The organism is Eubacterium sp. AF22-8LB (assembly GCF_003458715.1).
In the GTDB taxonomy this organism is placed as follows: Bacteria; Bacillota_I; Bacilli_A; order Erysipelotrichales; family Erysipelotrichaceae; genus Holdemanella.
In genome coordinates this window covers 78,941-98,183 of record NZ_QRVI01000005.1, presented here as the reverse complement: position 1 = coordinate 98,183, position 19,243 = coordinate 78,941, and the positions used below count along the sequence as shown (strand labels likewise).

The 19,243-nt window shown below is 32.9% G+C and carries 20 protein-coding genes; 16 read left to right on the top strand and 4 right to left on the bottom strand.

All coding sequences use genetic code 11. The annotated features are described in order from the left end of the window. The first annotated feature begins 1 nt into the window (after position 1). The 9 genes from DWY01_RS03190 (at position 2) to DWY01_RS03150 (ending at position 9,053) form a co-directional block, all read left to right on the top strand. On the top strand, positions 2 to 1,696 hold the full coding sequence (locus tag DWY01_RS03190) for a M3 family oligoendopeptidase (RefSeq protein WP_117993039.1): 1,695 nt from the start codon (positions 2 to 4) through the stop codon (positions 1,694 to 1,696). Between the two features lie 114 nt (positions 1,697 to 1,810). Then, positions 1,811 to 2,020 (top strand): 50S ribosomal protein L31, encoded by a 210-nt coding sequence (rpmE, locus tag DWY01_RS03185; protein WP_003865737.1) that lies wholly within the window; start codon positions 1,811 to 1,813, stop codon positions 2,018 to 2,020. A gap of 241 nt (positions 2,021 to 2,261) precedes the next feature. Beyond that, entirely contained in the window at positions 2,262 to 3,428 is a 1,167-nt protein-coding gene (locus DWY01_RS03180; RefSeq protein WP_117993037.1) for an aminotransferase class I/II-fold pyridoxal phosphate-dependent enzyme, read from the top strand. 38 nt (positions 3,429 to 3,466) lie between these two features. Beyond that, positions 3,467 to 4,633, top strand: a complete 1,167-nt coding sequence (locus DWY01_RS03175) for a helicase-related protein (protein WP_117993035.1) — start codon at positions 3,467 to 3,469, stop codon at positions 4,631 to 4,633. Then, positions 4,630 to 5,241, top strand: a complete 612-nt coding sequence (locus DWY01_RS03170; protein WP_147332152.1) for a ComF family protein — start codon at positions 4,630 to 4,632, stop codon at positions 5,239 to 5,241. Before DWY01_RS03175 ends, DWY01_RS03170 begins: the two co-directional genes overlap by 4 nt. A 28-nt stretch (positions 5,242 to 5,269) precedes the next feature. Further along, entirely contained in the window at positions 5,270 to 6,619 is a 1,350-nt protein-coding gene (locus DWY01_RS03165; RefSeq protein WP_117993030.1) for a hypothetical protein, read from the top strand. Between the two features lie 90 nt (positions 6,620 to 6,709). After that, positions 6,710 to 7,711 carry a bifunctional N-acetylglucosamine-1-phosphate uridyltransferase/glucosamine-1-phosphate acetyltransferase gene (locus tag DWY01_RS03160; protein WP_117993027.1) on the top strand — a complete coding sequence of 334 codons (1,002 nt, stop codon included), beginning with the start codon at positions 6,710 to 6,712 and terminating at the stop codon, positions 7,709 to 7,711. A 30-nt stretch (positions 7,712 to 7,741) separates the two neighbouring features. Next, positions 7,742 to 8,698, top strand: a complete 957-nt coding sequence (locus tag DWY01_RS03155) for a ribose-phosphate pyrophosphokinase (protein WP_117993024.1) — start codon at positions 7,742 to 7,744, stop codon at positions 8,696 to 8,698. Between the two features lies 1 nt (position 8,699). Continuing rightward, positions 8,700 to 9,053, top strand: coding sequence for a Spx/MgsR family RNA polymerase-binding regulatory protein (locus DWY01_RS03150; protein WP_117993022.1), 354 nt, complete (start codon positions 8,700 to 8,702; stop codon positions 9,051 to 9,053). A 21-nt stretch (positions 9,054 to 9,074) separates the two neighbouring features. Here DWY01_RS03150 and DWY01_RS03145 read toward each other — a convergent pair whose 3' ends face one another. After that, positions 9,075 to 9,827: a TatD family hydrolase gene (locus DWY01_RS03145; protein WP_117993019.1), complete on the bottom strand. Its 753-nt coding sequence runs from the start codon at positions 9,825 to 9,827 to the stop codon at positions 9,075 to 9,077. Positions 9,828 to 9,879: 52 nt separating this feature from the next. Between DWY01_RS03145 and DWY01_RS03140 the strand changes: the two genes are divergently transcribed. The 3 genes from DWY01_RS03140 (at position 9,880) to DWY01_RS03135 (ending at position 11,404) form a co-directional block, all read left to right on the top strand. Further along, positions 9,880 to 10,332: a DUF3284 domain-containing protein gene (locus tag DWY01_RS03140; protein ID WP_117993017.1), complete on the top strand. Its 453-nt coding sequence runs from the start codon at positions 9,880 to 9,882 to the stop codon at positions 10,330 to 10,332. Between the two features lie 95 nt (positions 10,333 to 10,427). Then, positions 10,428 to 10,604, top strand: a complete 177-nt coding sequence (locus tag DWY01_RS11490; RefSeq protein WP_158553643.1) for a hypothetical protein — start codon at positions 10,428 to 10,430, stop codon at positions 10,602 to 10,604. A 143-nt stretch (positions 10,605 to 10,747) separates the two neighbouring features. Beyond that, positions 10,748 to 11,404 carry a Crp/Fnr family transcriptional regulator gene (locus DWY01_RS03135; RefSeq protein WP_117993015.1) on the top strand — a complete coding sequence of 219 codons (657 nt, stop codon included), beginning with the start codon at positions 10,748 to 10,750 and terminating at the stop codon, positions 11,402 to 11,404. Positions 11,405 to 11,420: 16 nt separating this feature from the next. Here the strand turns inward: DWY01_RS03135 and DWY01_RS03130 are convergent, their stop codons facing one another. The 3 genes from DWY01_RS03130 to deoC all read right to left on the bottom strand — a co-directional run bounded on the left by DWY01_RS03130 (position 11,421) and on the right by deoC (position 14,833). Continuing rightward, on the bottom strand, positions 11,421 to 12,761 hold the full coding sequence (locus tag DWY01_RS03130; RefSeq protein WP_117993012.1) for an MATE family efflux transporter: 1,341 nt from the start codon (positions 12,759 to 12,761) through the stop codon (positions 11,421 to 11,423). Beyond that, positions 12,758 to 14,092, bottom strand: a complete 1,335-nt coding sequence (locus tag DWY01_RS03125; RefSeq protein ID WP_117993010.1) for an MATE family efflux transporter — start codon at positions 14,090 to 14,092, stop codon at positions 12,758 to 12,760. Before DWY01_RS03125 ends, DWY01_RS03130 begins: the two co-directional genes overlap by 4 nt. 84 nt (positions 14,093 to 14,176) lie before the next feature. Further along, positions 14,177 to 14,833: a deoxyribose-phosphate aldolase gene (gene deoC, locus DWY01_RS03120; protein WP_117993007.1), complete on the bottom strand. Its 657-nt coding sequence runs from the start codon at positions 14,831 to 14,833 to the stop codon at positions 14,177 to 14,179. Positions 14,834 to 15,197: 364 nt separating this feature from the next. Between deoC and DWY01_RS03115 the strand changes: the two genes are divergently transcribed. The 4 genes from DWY01_RS03115 to DWY01_RS03100 all read left to right on the top strand — a co-directional run bounded on the left by DWY01_RS03115 (position 15,198) and on the right by DWY01_RS03100 (position 19,069). Then, complete coding sequence (locus tag DWY01_RS03115; RefSeq protein WP_117993005.1) at positions 15,198 to 15,902, top strand: GntR family transcriptional regulator; 705 nt, start codon at positions 15,198 to 15,200, stop codon at positions 15,900 to 15,902. 9 nt (positions 15,903 to 15,911) lie between these two features. Next, the gene (locus DWY01_RS03110; protein ID WP_117993002.1) at positions 15,912 to 16,652 is read left to right on the top strand and encodes a GntR family transcriptional regulator; all 741 of its coding nucleotides are present in this window, start codon (positions 15,912 to 15,914) and stop codon (positions 16,650 to 16,652) included. 83 nt (positions 16,653 to 16,735) lie between these two features. Beyond that, positions 16,736 to 17,848 (top strand): SIS domain-containing protein, encoded by a 1,113-nt coding sequence (locus DWY01_RS03105; RefSeq protein WP_117992999.1) that lies wholly within the window; start codon positions 16,736 to 16,738, stop codon positions 17,846 to 17,848. A 189-nt stretch (positions 17,849 to 18,037) separates the two neighbouring features. Then, positions 18,038 to 19,069, top strand: a complete 1,032-nt coding sequence (locus tag DWY01_RS03100; RefSeq protein WP_117992997.1) for an SIS domain-containing protein — start codon at positions 18,038 to 18,040, stop codon at positions 19,067 to 19,069. The last annotated feature ends 174 nt before the right edge of the window (positions 19,070 to 19,243 follow it).

Genomic DNA, 19,243 nt, shown 5'->3' with positions numbered 1-19,243 from the left:
TATGAAATTTACAGATTATAAATATGAACATATGGATATTGAAGCATTGCAGGCACAACTAAAAGGGATTTGTGAAAAGCTAAAAAATGCCGCTTCATATGAAGAATTTAAAAATGCTTTTGTTGAGTTGGATGATGTAAATAAATATATCAATACAAACCAAACACTAGTAGAAGTGCGCCATACAGTAGATACAAGAGATGAATATTATACACAGGAAAATGATTTTTTAAATGAAATGCTTCCAGTATTAAAAGAAGACGTTGTGAATTGTAACAAGGCAGTAATGGCAAGTTCTTTTGTATCTGAATTAAAAAAGGAAGTGCCAGAAACATATTTCTTACAAAGAGAAATGGAAGAAAAATCATTTGATCCATGTATTATTCCTGAAATGCAGGAAGAGAATAAATTGGCTTCAAAATATCAAGCTATTATCGCGAGTGCTCAAATTGAATTTGATGGTGAAACCTATACATTAGCTGCATTGGAAGTTAAGACAAACGATAAAGATCGTGATACACGTAAGCGTGCTATGCAGGCTTATTGGGGATGGTATGACGAACACGCTAAAGAAATTGGAGAAGTATACGATCAATTAGTTCAAGTTCGTACACGTATGGCTAAAAAGCTAGGATATAATAATTATATTGAACTTGGCTATTATCGTATGATGCGTTTTGACTACAATAAAGACGATGTAGAAAATTATCGTAAACAAGTATTGGAAGATGTGGTTCCATTGGATAATGAATTATATGCTCGTCAACAAAAACGCTTAGGTTATGATACTTTGCATGCATGGGATGAAAAGTTTGAATTCTTATCTGGAAATCCTGCACCTAAATATAATCGTGAAGAACTTGTAAAACGAGCATTAAAGATGTATCAAGAATTGGATCCTAAAACAGGAGAATTCTTTGAATTTATGACAGATAGAGAATTGTTGGATCTAGATTCAAAACCAGGCAAAGCGGCTGGTGGATATTGTACATTTATTCCAAATTATCAATCTCCATTTATTTTCGCAAACTTTAATAAAACAAGTCATGATGCAGAAGTGTTAACACATGAAGCAGGACATGCATTCCAGGTGTATTCAAGTAAAAATGTTTTCCCAACTGATTGTGTTTGGCCTACATATGAATCTTGTGAAATTCATTCTATGTCAATGGAATTCTTTACATATCCATGGATGAAATCATTCTTTGAAGAAGATGTTGATAAATATTATTTCAATCACTTATCTGGAGCTGTCAAGTTCTTACCTTATGGAGTTTTAGTTGACCACTTCCAACACGAGGTATATGAAAAGCCAGAAATGTCACCAGAGGAAAGATTGGCTACTTGGCGTAAATTAGAAAAACAATATTTACCACACAAAAATTATGATGGAATTGATATTCTAGAAAAAGGTGGATGGTGGATGCGTCAGCTTCACATCTTTATGGATCCATTCTATTATATTGATTACACATTAGCTCAAGTCTGCGCTTTACAATTCTGGGCTCGTATTCAAAAGAAGGATGAAAAAGCTTTTGAAGACTATAAACATATCTGCAAAATTGGTGGAACATTACCATTTAGAAAGATTGTTAAGGAAGCTGGATTAAAGGTTCCATTTGAATCTGGTTGCTTAAAAGATACAGTGCAATTGGTTCGTGAATGGTTTGAAAAAGCAGATGATTCTAAATTTTAAAAAAATTTATTGAATTTACTTAAAACATCTTGCGATTTGAAAAAAGCCTTGCTATAATTGTATAGCACTTACTTTGGGTCGATATGACTTAAGGCGGAAGGAGGATACAACAATATGAAACAAGGAATTCATCCTAATTATCATAAAGTTAAATGTATCTGTACATCTTGTGGTGCAGAATTCGAAACAGGTAGTACAATCAAAGGTGATGAATTACGTGTAGATACTTGCAGTAACTGCCACCCATTCTTCACAGGTCGTCAACGTTTCGCTGCTGCTCAGGGACGTATTGAGAAATTTAACAAGAAATATGGTTTGAAGTAGTAATATAATAACAGTGTCAGAAATGGCACTGTTTTTTATTTTGGTTATAAAAAAATAAGAGTATATTTTTTAAATTTCCTATAAACAAAGGACATAAGATATGTATGGTTATATATTTTTTAAGTTTTATAAATGAAATCTAACAATAATCGTTTGGTTGCTATGAAAGATTTGAAAAGGATTTGAAACCTTTCTTTCAGTTGCTTATAATAATATGAAGAAATGTGTGAGGTGTATTGACGTGAAAAGAGCGAAGAGAATGGATTTGTTTCAGTCTTCTATATTTACAGAATTGAAGAATATGAAATTGGATTATACAAATAGAACAGGAAAGGAAACAATTGATTTTTCAGTTGGATCTCCTAATATTGCACCAGAACCTTCAATTATGAAGGCGTTACAAGATGCTATCATGGTTCCTGAAAATTATAAATATGCAATCAATGAATTACCTGAAATGAAGGCTGCCATTCATGATTGGTATAAGAATCGATACAATGTAGAACTTACAAATGATGAAATGATTTGTTTACAAGGGTCTCAAGAGGCTCTAAGCACTTTGTTTTTAGCTATATGTGATCCTGGAGATATTGTGCTAGTACCTGATCCTTATTACCCAATTTTTAGCGATGGGCCAAAAATTGCAGGTGCAAAGGTCGAATATATGCCTTTATTACAGGAATATAATTATGTTATTCAATTGGATCAAATTGATGAGGAAATCGCAAAAAAGGCAAAAATGATGATTGTTTCTTATCCAAATAATCCGACTTGTGCTATAGCTCCAGATTCTTTTTATGAGGATTTGATTGCGTTTGCGAAAAAATATGATATTGTGGTTCTTCATGACAATGCATATAGTGAACTTGTATTTGATGGAAAAGTTGGTAAAAGCTTCTTATCCTTTGATGGCGCAAAAGAAGTGGGTATAGAATTAAATTCATTTTCAAAGACCTATGGAATGGCTGGTGCACGACTTGGTGTATGTGTAGGAAATAAAGAGGTTATTGAATGTTATAATACATTAAAATCAAATATGGATTACGGAATTTTCTTGCCTGTTCAATATGCAGGTATTGAAGCCTTAAGACATGGTGGTGCAAGTATTCATTCGACTTGTCAGGCATACCAAGATCGAAGAGATGCGTTATGTGAAATCTTTGATACAGTAGGGTGGCATATCGATAAGAGCCCTGCAACAATGTTTGCATGGGCAAGAATACCTGATCAATATGAAGATTCATATGCATTCACAAAGGATTTGCTAGAAAAAGCAGGTGTTGTAGTTACTCCAGGACAAGCTTTTGGAGTTCATGGTACAAGATATGTTCGTTTAGCTTTGGTTCAAGATATTGAAGATATAAAAAGAGCGGCTATGCGTATTGAAAAATCAGAAATATTTAAATAAAGTGCAAAAAATTGCACTTTTTTTTCGTATAAGAGTATATGAAGTGTAATCGATGTCAAAATGAAAATCCAAAATTGTTTACGTATGACCATGGAGTTTATTATTGTCGTAAGTGCATTGATTTTTCTCGGTTGGAGGTTAATGAAAAAATAGAACCGGCGAAATTAACGCATAGGACATGGGTTGGAGAGCCTAAATTGAATTATAGCTTAACACCTTCACAAGTAGAAGCAAGTCATACAGTATATCATCATTTATGTGAGGGGAAGGATGTTATGTTGTATGCTGCAACAGGTGCTGGCAAAACTGAAATATGTTTTGAGAGCATCTGTGGATATTTATCGAAGGGAAAGAAGGTGGCTTTTGCGATTAGTCGAAGACAAGTTGTACTTGAGATTGCAGGACGATTAAGAATAGCTTTTCCTGAATTAAGTATTTGTGAAGTTGCACAAGGATATACGCAAATTACGGATGCCGATATTATTGTTTGTACAACACATCAATTGTATCGTTATCCATATGCCTTTGATTTATTGATTTTGGATGAATTAGATGCCTTTCCCTTTGTTGGCAATGAAGTTCTTCAGGCAATCGCAAATCAGGCGTGTGTTGGTCAAAAGCTATTGTTGAGTGCAACTCCAGATGAATTGAGTATGGAATTAGTCAAACAAAAGAAAATGGAGCTTGTATGCTTGTTTGAAAGACCACATAAACATCCTTTAATTGTTCCTAAGGTCATACAAGTATCTGTTTTTATACAAGTATGGATCGTCCTGTATTTGTGTATGAAGTTTAAGCGGGAAGGGAAACAAATATTGGTGTTTGTACCAAGAAAAAGTGATGGCAAATGGTTAAAGTTACTCTTAAATATTTTTGTGAAAACAGATTTTATTCATTCATCCACAAAAGATAAAGACAGAATATTAGATCGTTTCCGTAATAAAGAAATGAGTGCCTTAGTTTGTACAACATTATTAGAACGTGGAATCACAATTCCCAGTGTGCAGGTCGTAGTTTTTAAAGGAGATCACTCTGTTTTTACCACGGCAAGCTTGATTCAGATTTTTGGACGTGTGGGAAGAAGCTTTAAGGATCCAGATGGAAAAGGAGTGTGTTTATGTCAGGCTTTAAACAAGTCTATCAAGGATTGTGTCAGTCAAATATCAAAAATGAACGATACTGTTTATGCTGTCACAAACCAATGAGTAAAATGCGAAATTTTGATATTTTCTTTTATGATGACCTGTTGGTTTGTCCAGATTGCTTGAAAAACTTTAAACTTCATAAGCATGTCTATAATATTGATGGAATACCATTATATGTATTGTATGAATATAATGAATTCCTAGAGCGATTGTTTTTCCAGTATAAAGAACAAAAAGACATTGTACTAAAGGACGTATTTTTAAATCAGCATATGTACTTAAAAAAACATTTTAAAAAGTTTTGCGTATGTGGTTTATGTAGTGCAGATGCAAAACGTATGGAAAGAGGTTTTGAAGCCACAATAGAGATATATTCAACATTAGATATTTTTGTGCATTCTCCTTTTTATAAAAAAGAGAATATTAAGCAGTCTTCACAATCTAAAATTCAAAGATCGCATATTAAAGATGTGTTGGCATTGAAACAATTGTATCCCTTGCCACAACAGAAGGTTTTATTAGTGGATGATGTATGTACAACTGGAAATACGTTATATGCGGCTCAAAAGCTTCTGCATGCAGATTGTATGTTTGTGTTGGCAGCACATCCTTTATGGATTCAGGCAAATCAAGAAAACGTAGTGGTCAAATCAAAGTGGTTTTGGTAAAATAGTCTCGAAGGGGCGATAGAAGCTTATGGATAAGAAAAGAAAACATGAGAATGATGAGATTTCTCAATTACTAGATTCATTTCAAACCAATGAGGAAGATACATTAGAACAAAAAATGGATCAGTTCACAAAAAATCAAACTCGTAGTCGAGTAGAGAGAAATAAACCTGAACCTGAAATCCCGTTTCAATCTAAAAGATCAGAGCCATCATTGGGGGATACGGTTGTTGTTGGGTCAAAAGATTTAGATGAACCTAAAGAAGATTTGTCTGCAACACGCACTGTAATGTGGAATGCGGATGATTTAAAACAGGAAGCAGATTCCACAAATAAAACAGTTGTGATTGATGATGATGAAATACAGTCATTGTTAGAAGAGGGTAAGGGTCCTCAATTAAAACGAGAAGTAATCAACAAGAAAAAAGAATCATCTAAAAAGAAAGTTTCATCTAAGAAAAACAATTCTAAAACAGGATTGTACATTGTTTTAGGTGTAGTAGGTGTTTTGTTGGTTTCTATGTTGATTTTTGGTGGTATGAAATTATTTACTGGAGGATTATCTGGTTCAGACGAAAAAACAGAAGAAGTCCAAAAGAAAAATTATCAGGAATTATTAGATTTCGCAAACAGCTACAATTCATTATCTTCAAGTGGGAAGAAGGATATTGTGGATTTGGAAAGTAAGTATAACAGTTTAACGCATAAACAAAGAGAAAAAATCGATGAGATTTTAGAGGGCTCAACGGGTAAAAACTTTAATGAATTACTTGCGAGTGCGAATAAGAAAACACATTCACATAAATCAAACAACAACACGGAAATTGCAGAGAAGAAGGCTGAGTTGAAACAAAAAATTAGCAACTTAAAAACCCAGCTTAAAAATGCACAATCCGATTTGGAAAGTGCACAAAAGGCACGATCGGATGCACAAAGTGATATAGATTCATTGAACAAACAAATTGAATCAGCTGGTGGGTCGGTTAAAGAAGCACAGAGCGCAGTTATTAATGCTCAGTCTGCATATGATAGTGCGCAAAGTGCATTGCAGGCATGTGAAAATCGTCGAAGTGAACTTGAAAATATTCCAAATGATCAATTAACACAAGATCAATATACAGAATTACAGCAGTTGTATGCTGAACATCAGGGATTGGTAAATCAAGTGAATTCTGCAAAAACAGATTTGGATGATGCGAAAGCGGCTTTGGCAACGGCAGAAAAGGGATCGGATACAACTTCTTTACAGAATAAGTTGAATTCGGCACAGAAAAAATATGATGCTGCAGATTTGGATGTAACGAATGCACAGTCAAAAGTGGATTCTATCAATTCACAGATTACAGATTATCAGAATCAATTGGATCAATTAGGATAGACAATACAATTTGTATTGTCTTTTTCTATGTGTAACCTTTTAAAATCTTACGATTTTTGTTAGAATAGATACGGAAAGTCAGGTGAAAATATGCGTAATGCGATTGTTCTGGCGGCAGGAAAAGGAACTCGAATGAAATCAGATCGTAGCAAGGTCATGCATACGATTATTGATCGTTCTATGTTGGCTTATATCATTGATGCTTTAAGAGCGGTGTCTGTACAACGAATTGTAGTGATTGTTGGATATCAGGCAGAAAGCATTAAGGAAGCTTTTCCAGATGTTGAATTTGCTTTGCAGGAACCACAATTAGGAACAGGTCATGCGGTTATGCAAGCTACACAATTAAAGGATGAAGATGGGGACACTTTAATTATCAATGGAGATGGACCATATATTCAGCCTGAGACGTTGGAAAAATTATTCCAAACAAATCAAGATGCATCATTAACATTATTGACTTCTGTATTGGATGATGGAGCTCACTATGGTCGTATCGTTCGTGATGAAAATGGTCATGTTCAAGCGATTGTAGAAGCAAAAGATTGTACAGAAGAACAAAAACAAATCTGTGAAATCAATGCAGGTATGTATTGTTTTAAAAACAGAGATTTATTTGATAATCTTGATAAATTAACAACAAACAATGCCCAAAATGAATATTATTTAACAGATCTAGTTAAAATTTTGGCAAATCAAGGAAAAGTTGTTAAGGGATTAGTTGTTGAGGATCGTGATGAAGTTATGGGAATCAATGATTGTGTAGAATTACATAAAGCGTATGAATGGATGCGAAATCGAATCAACAATAACTGGTTGAAAGAAGGAGTACAGATTGTAGATCCTATGCGTACAGTTGTTGGAAAAGATGTCAAGATTGGTCACGATGTAATTATTCATCCAAATGTTGAAATCTTGGGAAATACTGAAATTGGTGATTTCGTTGAAATTTTACCAGGTACCTATTTGAGTGATTCAAAAGTTGAAGCTCATGCGGTTGTAGATTCAAGTAAAGTCGTTAATTCTTGCATAAAAGAAGGTTCTTATGTCGGACCTATGTCTTATGTAAGCAATAATCAAATCAAAAAATAAACCTGATAGGGTATGGAGAAAGGATAAATCATGAAAAACACTATTGTATTTGCTTTATCATCAAGCGTTGGTTTAGCAGAAGATATTTGTAAGGAATTAGGATTAGAATTAGGGAAATGTGAAGTTAAACATTTTGCGGATGGAGAAATTTTAGTTGAATTAGGTGAATCTGTTCGTGGAAAACACGTATATTTTGTACAAAGTACAAGTAAACCTGTAAACGCAAATTTAATGGAAATTCTAATTGGTATTGATGCATGTAAACGTGCTAGTGCTGCTAGTATTACTGCAATCATTCCATATTTTGGATATGCACGTCAGGATCGTAAAGCAAAACCTCGTCAACCAATTACTTCTAAATTAGTAGCTAGTTTATTAGAAAGAGCTGGAGCTGATCGTGTTGTAACAGTTGACTTACATGCTACACAGATTCAAGGATTCTTTGATATTCCAGCAGATGATATTACTGCAAATGGATTAATTGCAGATTATTTTAAACACCAAAAAGGATTAGGTGAAATCGTAGTTGTTTCTCCTGACCATGGTGGAGCTGTACGTGCTCGTAATTTAGCAAATGCATTAGGTGCACCAATCGCAATCATTGATAAACGTCGTCCTAGACCAAATGTAGCTGAAGCTATGAATTTAATTGGTGATGTAGATGGTAAAACTGCAGTTATCATCGATGATATGGTAGATACTGCTGGAACATTGACTGCTGGTATCAAAATGTTAAAAGACAAAGGTGCAAAAGCTGTATATGCTTCATGTTCACATGGTATCCTTTCAGGTCCTGCTATTGAGCGTTTAAAAGCCGCTGAATTAGCTGGATTCGTTTGTACAAATACAATTGATCAAACAGAGCACCAAAAAGAGTATCCAGAAATGACTGTTCTTTCAATGGCACCATTATTAGCTGGATTAATTCATGCGGTTGAAGAAAATTCTTCATTGTCTGAAGTTTTAGCTCACGCTTTTGATGACTAAAATGGAAACATTGTTTATTGGTTATCCGCCTTGTTCCACTTGTAAAAAGGCATATAAAGCTTTACAGGATTTAGGGATTGAAGCTACATATCGAAATATTAAAGAAGAAAATCCAACAAAGGCAGAAATTCAAAGTTGGATTGATAAAGGTGTGGAATTGAAGAAACTGTTCAATACGAGTGGTATGTTGTATCGTGAATTGAATGTTAAGGAAAAACGTGAAACATATACACAGGAACAATTGATAGATTTGCTTGCATCAAATGGTATGTTAGTTAAAAGACCCATTGTGATTCAAGGGGATAAAATTATAATAGGAAATAAGGTTTCTGAATATGAAACATTACAAAAATAGACCTGTCAGATGACAGGTCTTTTACTTTGAGAATATTGAATTAAAATTATCTTCAATTTGTCTGCATGCACTTGTTTCATCCAATTGTTTAATTTCACAAATCTTCTTTGCAACATATTCTACATACATAGGTTCATTTTCTTTTCCACGATATGGAACAGGCGTTAAATAAGGAGAGTCTGTTTCTGTGATGATTCGTTCAATTGGACATGCTTCGATACATTCAGGTGCGTGTCTAGCATTTTTAAAAGTGATGGGTCCGGCAAAAGAAATCATGGAATTCATCTTTAAACATTCCATCATTGTTTCTTTACTTCCACTAAAACAATGAAATATGATTTTTGTCTTTGCGTATAGTTTCAGGATATCCATACAGTCTTTTGTAGATTCACGCATATGAATGGAAATCGGAAGATTGTGTTCATTCGCAATTTGAATTTGTTTAATAAACAATTCTTTTTGAAGATCATTAAAACTAGTATCCCAATAATAATCTAGACCAATTTCTCCTAAACAATCTAAATATGAGGTTTGATCAATTAAATATTGGATTTCTTTATTCCCAATTTCTTTTGCATCGGAAGGAAACCAACCAAATGCAATTTTAAAGAATGGATAATTTTTCTTTAATTTCTTTGCACGATCTAACTCCTCAGGACTTGTACACATGATCATGCATGAAGTAATATTTTTATTTTTAATATTTTCAATAATTTCATCAATTCGCATATATAAACGGTCACAAGTAATGTGACAATGACTATCTGTAAACATAAATAACCTTCTTTCTTAAATTAGTATATAATTGTGTTAAAAGAGGTGCAACATGAAAGTAAGTATTGAATTAAATGTAAGTGATAAAGAGTTTTATGATATGATGGTAAATTCATTAAATGAAGACCTTAAAAATTCAAATAAGAAAGTTTTAGAACTTAAGGAAGGATTAAAGTATAAGAAGAAATCGACGCAAAGAAAAGGTGTTGGATCAGAGATAACGGTTCATATAAAAAGATTGGTTCCAAATCAATTATATGTAGCGACATTTACAACGGCTATTGATCATACGCAAATTACGTATAAAATTGAATCTCTAAATGAATCAAAAATAAAAGTGACTTATGAAGAAGAATATGAAAATGTATCTTCTCGAGAAGTTCCTGCCTGGAGACAAAAAATGGCTGAGAAGCAATCGGCTAAAAAAGCAAAAAAGATGTTAAAAGAAGTCGAAAAATTCATTTTGAATGAGCGAAAGAAAAAAACTAATTCTTCCAAAAAATAGACCAAGTTTTCCAGCTTGGTTTCTTTTTATATGAAGATGCGTTATAAAATTGTTGTAGAAAAGCTTTAACCCAACGATAGAAGGAGGAATTGGATATGAAAAAGTTAGGTTATTTAGCAGGGGCATCATTGTTATTTGTTCCAATGCCTCTATATGCCGCAGGAATCAATTCAAGTAATCAAATTTTTACACATACTGGATGGTTCTCTGTGATTTGTATGGCAACAATTGGTGTTGGTGTAGCAATTTGTTCAAAACACGGGAAAGAATAATAATAGAAAAATGGGTATGCAGTGGTTAGTTTTAGGACTGTTGCCCTTTTTCTTTTTCTAACCGATGATGACAATAACATATGTTACCTAATTATTTTATAGATTGTGTTATACTTGTTTAACTGATAAAGGAAGGTTAAGTTATGGGCGATAATTACTTATTAAAATTTCTTGAAAATCAAGATATGCCTACAATCACAAAAAAAAGACACACTTATTTAACGTATTATGGGTTAGAGCAACAAGATACGTATATATTAAAGGAAGGCATTATTAAAACAAGTATAATTTTAAGAGATGGTCGAGAGTTTAATATATCCTATATCAAAGCTCCTGATATCATTTCACTTTTAAAAGATGAAGTTAGTCAATATACTTCAGCACCATTTAATGTTCGTGTTGAAAGTGATACAGCAACTTTTTATCGTGTTCCAAGAGTTTTATTTTGGGAATTTGTGAATAATGATAAAGAATTACAAGAATGTGTAAATGCATATTATCGAAACAAACTATCAGAAGCTATTTATAGACAGCAGTTAATGACTATGAATGGTAAAAATGGAGCGGTATGTGCTTTTATTTATCAATTGATTCCTTTGTTTGGGCGTGAAGTGAAACATGGTATCTTAATCGATTTTCAAATCACGAACGATGATATTGCAGGTTTCTGTGGTATTTCGACAAGAAATAGTGTGAATCGTATTTTACGTGGATTACGTGAAGCAAATGTAATCACAATGGTTTATCAAAAAATATTAATTTTGGATGTGGATTATTTAAAACAATATATACAGGCATAAAAATGCGCAGCACTTATTAAAGTTGCTGCGTTTTATATATACTTGTGATTTTTCGATAAGAATATACTAATTGACATGTCATTAAGCACCATATAACAGGTTCACAAAAACACACACCTATATATTTTAATTTTGGAACAAGTAAAACGGTAAAGACTATTTTTCCAACAAGCTCAATGATACTTGATATCAGTGGTGTTATTTTATAGCCAAAGCCTTGAATAGCGTTTCTTAAATTTAAAAGAATGCTAAGAACCATACAGAATGGAATGTTGATTTTTAAATACATGGCTCCATTATTTAATACAACTGGATTGGTAGATCCGGATAAGAAATGTACTAAATATCTAGCTGTAAGAAAAATAAATATGCTTAGAAATATAGGGTAGATAACACCACATGTATTTGCGAGTCGAACCCCTTTTAGAATACGATCATAATTTTGAGCGCCTTTATTTTGAGAAACAAAGGTTGCCATAGACGCTGCCAAAGTAGAAAGAGGCAGGCAAAATAATGAAATTAGTTTTCTAGCAGCAGTATGAGCAGCTATAATTTGCGTTCCTAGACCATTGATTCCAGACTGAAGAATAATGGTTCCAATGGATACAATAGAAAACATAAATCCCATTGAGAAACCTTGTCCTAGTAAATCGTTGACCATATAGGATTTAATATGAAAGTGTTCTTTATGAGGGATTAATATTTTAGCTTTTTTTAGAATCAAAAGAAAACAGATGATGGTTGATATACCTTGTGCAACAACAGTAGCTACGGCAGCCCCCAAAACGCCCATATCGAGTATTGTGATACAAAATATATCAAGTGCAATATTGATGATAGAAGAGCAGAAAAGTACAATTAAAGGTCTAAGACTGTCACCAATAGCACGTAACATACCAGCTCCTAGATTATAGAACATGGTAATAATTAAGAAAGCAGATATACAACGAATGTAATTTAATGAATCAGTATAAATGCTTTTAGGTGTGTGTAAAACACGCAAAAGAGTTGGTAAAGACAAATAAGAAACGATTGTGATGGCCAATGAAATAATGAGTCCTAGTACTAAAGAGGTAGCCACACTTTTCTTTAATTCAGTTTCATCTTTAGATCCGTAATAACGGGCGGCAACAATACTAAATCCGGTTCCGCATCCATTAGAAAATTGAACAATCAGTTCGAAAACAGCAGCTGTAGCACCCATAGCAGCTAATGCATTATCACCTAAATAATGACCAACTAACAGTGTATCGATGGTATTGTATAGTTGTTGAAATAGATTTGAAAAGAAAAGTGGAATCACAAAGAATAAGAGTCCTTTTGCGATACTTCCTTGTATTAGTGAATGATTTTTCATACGACCAGCCTCCTTTTAGAATATAAAATAAACCAAGAAACTAAAACAGTCCCCTTGATAATACTAGAAACAGAGATAGCCCACCATACACCATTTACACCTAGATAAAGTGAAAATAAAATGGCCATAGGAATTCGTGCAGACGTGAATACAATGGAAACAATACTTGGAGGTAGAGTTTTACCTAATCCGTTAAAAGCTCCTTGTGTAGCAATTTCTATGCACATAAAGAGTTGAGAATATCCAAGTATTTTTAAATAGTCAATTCCATATGGCAAGATATTTGTTTCATGGATGAAGCATGAAACAATAGGTCCAGGAAGAAAGACCAAGATGCATGTAGTAAATAATCCCCAAAGCCCTACCACAAGCATTCCTGTGTTGTATCCTTTATGGACACGCTCGTAATTTTTAGCACCATAGTTTTGTGATGTAAAGGCATTGATGGAAGCACTAAATCCATCGGCAGCCATCCACGATATAGATTCAATTTGCGAACCAACTTTTTGAACGGCGACACTAATAGCACCAAAAGCAGAAATTAAGCGTGCAATATACATGGATATGCATGTAAATAACATACTCTGAACAGAAGAAGGAAAGCCTATTTTTAATATTCTAGATATATGAGTTTTATCGGGTTTCGATAACAAGTTTAGATTTTTAAATAAATCAAAATTTTTGGCATCGCATATAAATACAATCGTAACAACCATTTGAGCAATAATTGTCGCAAGGGCAGCACCGACCACCTTAAGATCGAAGACAAAAATTAATATAGGATCTAAGATTAAATTTAATACTAGACCTGTTGTCGTCGCGATAAAAGTACTTTTAGAATGTCCAGCCGCTGTTAGGATTCCTGTGAAAATTTGATTTACGAATGAGAAGATAATAAATCCGCATGTAATCCATAAATAATTTTGTGCATCCTGAATGATTGAGGAGTCATTTAGGTTGAAGAGTTGTATTAAATTCTTTTGAAAAAGAATAATAATAATTCCGTATACAATCGCAAATAAAATAGCACTTTGAAAGGCAGATTGAATATAATTTTTTGTTTCCTCTTTGTTATTAGCACCTAGACTTTGTCCAACTAAGGCTTGAGAACCGATTTTAGGCATATTGACAAGTCCATTTGCCAAATACATAAAATTACCAGATACACCAATACTAGCAACGGCTCCAGAACCTAAATATCCAATCCACAACATATCGACTAGATTATAAGCCATTTGAATAAAGTAGGTTGCCATAATAGGAATAGCTAATAAACTTAACGATTGAAATATAGGGCCATGTAAAAGGTCAATACTTTGATTTTTTTTCATACAAGAAGTATTGTATCAATTTTTTATATATAAAACAAAAAAAGAAATTTAAGAATAACTTAAATTCCCTTTGAAAGATAAATATTATCGATTAAATTCTTCAATGATTTGTACTGTTGCACTAGCACCAATACGAGTAGCGCCAGCCTTAATCATTTCTTTTACTTCAGCATATGAATGAATACCACCAGCTGCTTTGACTTCAACATTTTTACCTACTGTATCCTTCATTAATTTAACATCTTCTACTGTAGCTCCGCTAGTTCCAAATCCAGTGCTTGTCTTGATAAAATCTGGTTTTACTTCTTTGGCTATCTTGGCGCATTTTTTGATTTCTTCTTTTGTCAAATAACAGTTTTCAAAAATAACTTTGATTCCCTTATGCTGGTCGTGACAGATTTTTGTCAGTATTTCCATTTCTTCTTTGATTTTGTCGAAGTTACCCATTTTCACATCACCAACATTTAAAACGTAGTCAATTTCATCAGCACCATCCTTTAAAGCTTCTTTTGCTTCGTAGATTTTTGTGTTTAAACCACATTGTCCTAATGGAAAACCAACAACGCTGCATACTTTTACCTCTGTATCTTTAAGTACGTTCTTACAATACGCTACCCATTCTTCGTTAACGCAAACGCTTGCGGTGTTTAATTCTTTTGCCTGTTGACAAAGCGTGTCAATATCTTGTTTTGTGGCAAATGCCTTTAAAAATGTGTGATCGAAATATTTGTTAAATTCCATATTACCCTCCTGTTTTTGCCGATATCTAGATATATTATATACTGTATTAAAAGATAAACAGAAGAAGTTTTATCGCATTGAATAATGTGAGATTCTCACATAATTGGTTTGATTTTCACAATATTTACCAAAGTTATACTAAATTTATGACAACATGGAATGTTATTCTATAGATGTCTTAAAGATAAGACAAATGAATATAGAAAATAAACCAATATTCATATCTCTCTCCTAAAAATAATAAACAAAAAAAGAAGCCATTCTAGATGCCAACACTAGAATGGTTTTCTTGTCGTTTTAGGTGAAAAATATATGGTATAATCATATCGAAAAATGGTTGTTTGGATAAGAAGGAAGAATAATAATGAAATTAATGACGTTAGACTTAATTGTTGCGGATGAAGTTAAGTGTATGATTGAAGATGGTACATTGAGTATAGGGGATAAACTTCCTAGTGAAAGAGAATTATGTGAGCGTTTTAATGTGCAAAGATTGACATTAAGATCCGGTTTACAAATGTTAGAGGAAGAAGGATTAATATATTCAATACCAAGAAATGGATATTATGTTGCGAATAATCGAATTCAAAAATCGGCCGATAACATTGTTTCTACAACAAGTGAGATTCAGACTTCTAATCATAAAATGGAAACGAAAATAATTAAATTTGTGGAAAGAGAAATTGATAAATATTTATATAGTGAAATGAAGCTTCCACTAGGAACAAGGTTGTATGAAATTAAGCGACTTCGAATTATCGATGATAAACCAGTCAGTATGGATTATTCATTTATTCCGAAATATACAACGCCTAATCTAGATAAATTTAATTTAGAAAATAGATCGCTTTATGAAATTTTAGAAAGTGAGTATGGAATTATCTTAAAAAAGAGTATTCAAAATATTATCGTAGTGCGTGCAGAAGAAAATTATTGTACAGATTTAGGTCTCACTACAGAAGATCATGTCGTTCTACAAAGTGGAATTGTGTATGATCAGAATGGTGAGTTGGTCGAATTTTCAGAGACATATTCAAGAATAGGTGCATTTGAATATGTGGCATGTTAGGAGGTTTATATGGATTATAAAATTCCGTTATATATACAACTTAAAGAGATGATTCTTCAAAGAATTGCAGATGGGGAATACTTGCCAGGAGAAAAAATACCGAGTGAAAGGGAAATGGCGGCGATTTATAAAATTAATCGAAATACAGTTAAAAATGCGATTAATGCGCTGGTTGAAGAAGGGATTCTCTACAAAGTAAAAAATACAGGGGTGTATGTAACAAAGTCAGATAACCAAAGAATGTATTATTTTAAAAATAGTTCGAATGAAATATCGAGTACAAGTTTAGGTGCCATCTTAAAGTTAAGTGGTCATACCGTTGAATCTGATGTTCTTGAAAAAGGAATTGTTTCAGGACGTAAGTACATAGAATATAAGCTTGACTTAGAACCGGGAGAATCGGCATATGCCTTACATAGATTGCGTAAAATAGAAGGGAATATTTTGGCGTTGGAATTTAGCTATTTACCTTATAAATATTTTCCTGGAATTGATGAGCATAATTTCAAAAATGCGAGTCTATATGCATATATGGATACATTGGGTCATTGTCCTGTTCAATTTGAACAAAAAATGATTGTAGAAAAACCTAGACGTCCATTTAAAAAAGTGATGGATTTACAAGATGATGATTTTGTATACGCGATGGAACACATTGGTAGAGATGCAGATAATAACATTGTAGAATTCACAAAAACCTTTTTGAAATGTGAATATGGAATTTATACATTCGCAATAGAATCGAAATAAGCACAAATGTGCTTTTTTTGTCTTTAATAAGTGGTATAGTAAAAAAGAAATATGGTATGCAATATAAACGGTAAGGAGGAAAAATGGAAAAGAAAAAAAAGACAATGCAGGATTATATTGAATTAACACCTGATATGATTCGAAAAAATGTTCAAAAAAATGAAGAATTAACGAAAGTGTTAGTTGATGAATTTAACAGGGATCATTTTGATTCAATTTTAATTATAGCGAGTGGATCAAGCTATAATGCGAGTATGGGAGCACGTCCATTCCTAAAAAAGATAACGAAAATGAATGTAGATGTTATTACTCCTTTTACATTTGAACATTATGAAAGTGAACTTTATGGAAATCCCTTTGTTGTGGTGGTGAGTCAAAGTGGATGTTCAACAAATTCAATTTCAGCATTAAAAAAATTAAAGGCGATGGGACATCGTGCAATCGGAATTACATCTAATGTGAATAGCGATTTTGGTGATGGCATTTGTGATGTGGTTGTTGATTATGGAATTGGTATTGAGACAGTGGGCTATGTTACATTAGGCATGGTTGGACTAGTTCTATATTTTATGTTATTCGCATTAAATGTAGCTAGAGGAAAAACACTTACAGAAGAAAAATATACATATTATTTAGAAGAGTTAAATAAAGCAGCACAATGTCATGAAGATGTTCAGGGGAAGGTCAAAGATTTCTATGAGTTGAATAAACGAAATCTTCTTTCTATGCAAAACTGTTATGTAGTAGGTATGGGACCAAATTTTGGTACGGCTTTAGAAGGAGCGCTGAAATTTAGTGAAACAATTCAGGTTGTTTCTGTAGCATATGAATTAGAAGAGTTTTTACATGGACCAAACTTTCAGCTAACTCCAAATTACACATTATTTTTTATTGATAATGAGGATGAAACTAGTGATCGCTTGTTAGATATTTATGAAGGATATAGTACAGTTACAGATCGTTGCTTTATTATATCAAATAGTGAAAGAATACAGGGAGATCATGTGCTTCGAATTGACGATTTAACATGTGAAGATGTATCGATGCTTTATAAGGTGGTAGTGTTTGAATATTTAGCTTATAAGATAACTACAGATTTAAATAAATGGCAATATCATCCATTGGCAAAGGTAGTGGAAGATACGGTTATTAAAATCAAAAGTTCAAAATATAAAGAGGGATATGATAAGCTTTAGAAATAGGTAAGAGGCTGTAACGGAGAGTTACAGTCTTTTTTATAAGTAAAAATATTGGTATAAAAATATAATAAAGTGGTTGCATTTATACTTGAATTCTGGTATATTAAATATGTAAAGTGGAATATATAAGAAACCACTTGTTTATATTCTGTATTTCATATTTCAAAACATCAGGAGGTAAGACAAATGGCAGTCAGTGAAAAAATTGAATTAATTAAATTTAATGAGGAACAGTATCTAAAAGAAGGCGATGCAGTTTACGCTCAAAGAGCAGAAGTAGAGGCAATTGCAGATGCAATTGATAAAGCAGGATATAGTAATATCTTCTTGTTGGGTATTGGTGGTACCGAATTTGAATTCGCTCAATTTGATTATTTAGTTAAGAAATACTCAGATATCGAATTATATGCAATCAATGCAGCAGACGCGAATACAGTGCATCCAAAAAATCTTACAAAAGATTCTCTTGTTATTACGGCTAGTGCAAGTGGTACTACGGTTGAAATTGTTGAAGCGTTAGAATGGATTCAAAAAACAGGAGCTCATATTGTAGGATTCACAAAAAAGGATTGTCCAGTAGGAAGATTATGTACAACTGTTATTGAAGCTAAAGTAACAACAGGACAATGTGAATATTCTTATGTATTACAATCTTTCTTGATTTATAGCTTGTTGAATAAAAAAGGATTCTTCCCTAATTACACTAAATTTGCGGATCAAATCAAAACAATCTTCAAAAATTTAGTGGATATCCGTAAAGTATATGAGCCTAAGGCGGATGAAATCGCAAAAACGTTCTACAATAAACCATACACAATTTTTACAGGGTCAGGTGCGCTATGGGGTGAAACACTATTATTCGCAATGTGTATTCTAGAAGAGATGCAATGGGTAAGAATACGTCCAGTTACAAGTGCACAATTCTTCCATGGAACTTTAGAATTGGTTGAAAAGGATGTGCCTGTATTTATTGTTAAGGGAGAAGATGAATTCCGTAAACAAGATACACGTGTAGAAGATTTCTGTAAAAAAATTAATGCAGAATACACAGTGTTAGATACACAGGAATTTGCATTAGATGTAGATTCAGAATTTAGACCATTTGTCATTCCTTGGATCGTAACGGCTTTATTGACTGAAAGATTAGCAAAACACTATGAAGTTTACACAAAACATAATTTAGAATATCGTCGTTACTATCATCAATTTGATTATTAAAAAAAGGATTTAGTGGTATAAAAAAGCTAAAATATGGAATGTATAATTGTAGAACAAAAGCCCTGAAAATTTTGATATGGGCTTTTTTTAGAAGGAATTCATATAGTGATTTAAGGTGTTCCTGGTCTGCTGATACATTTTGTTGGCAAAACCTCTTTAACTACTTATCTATAA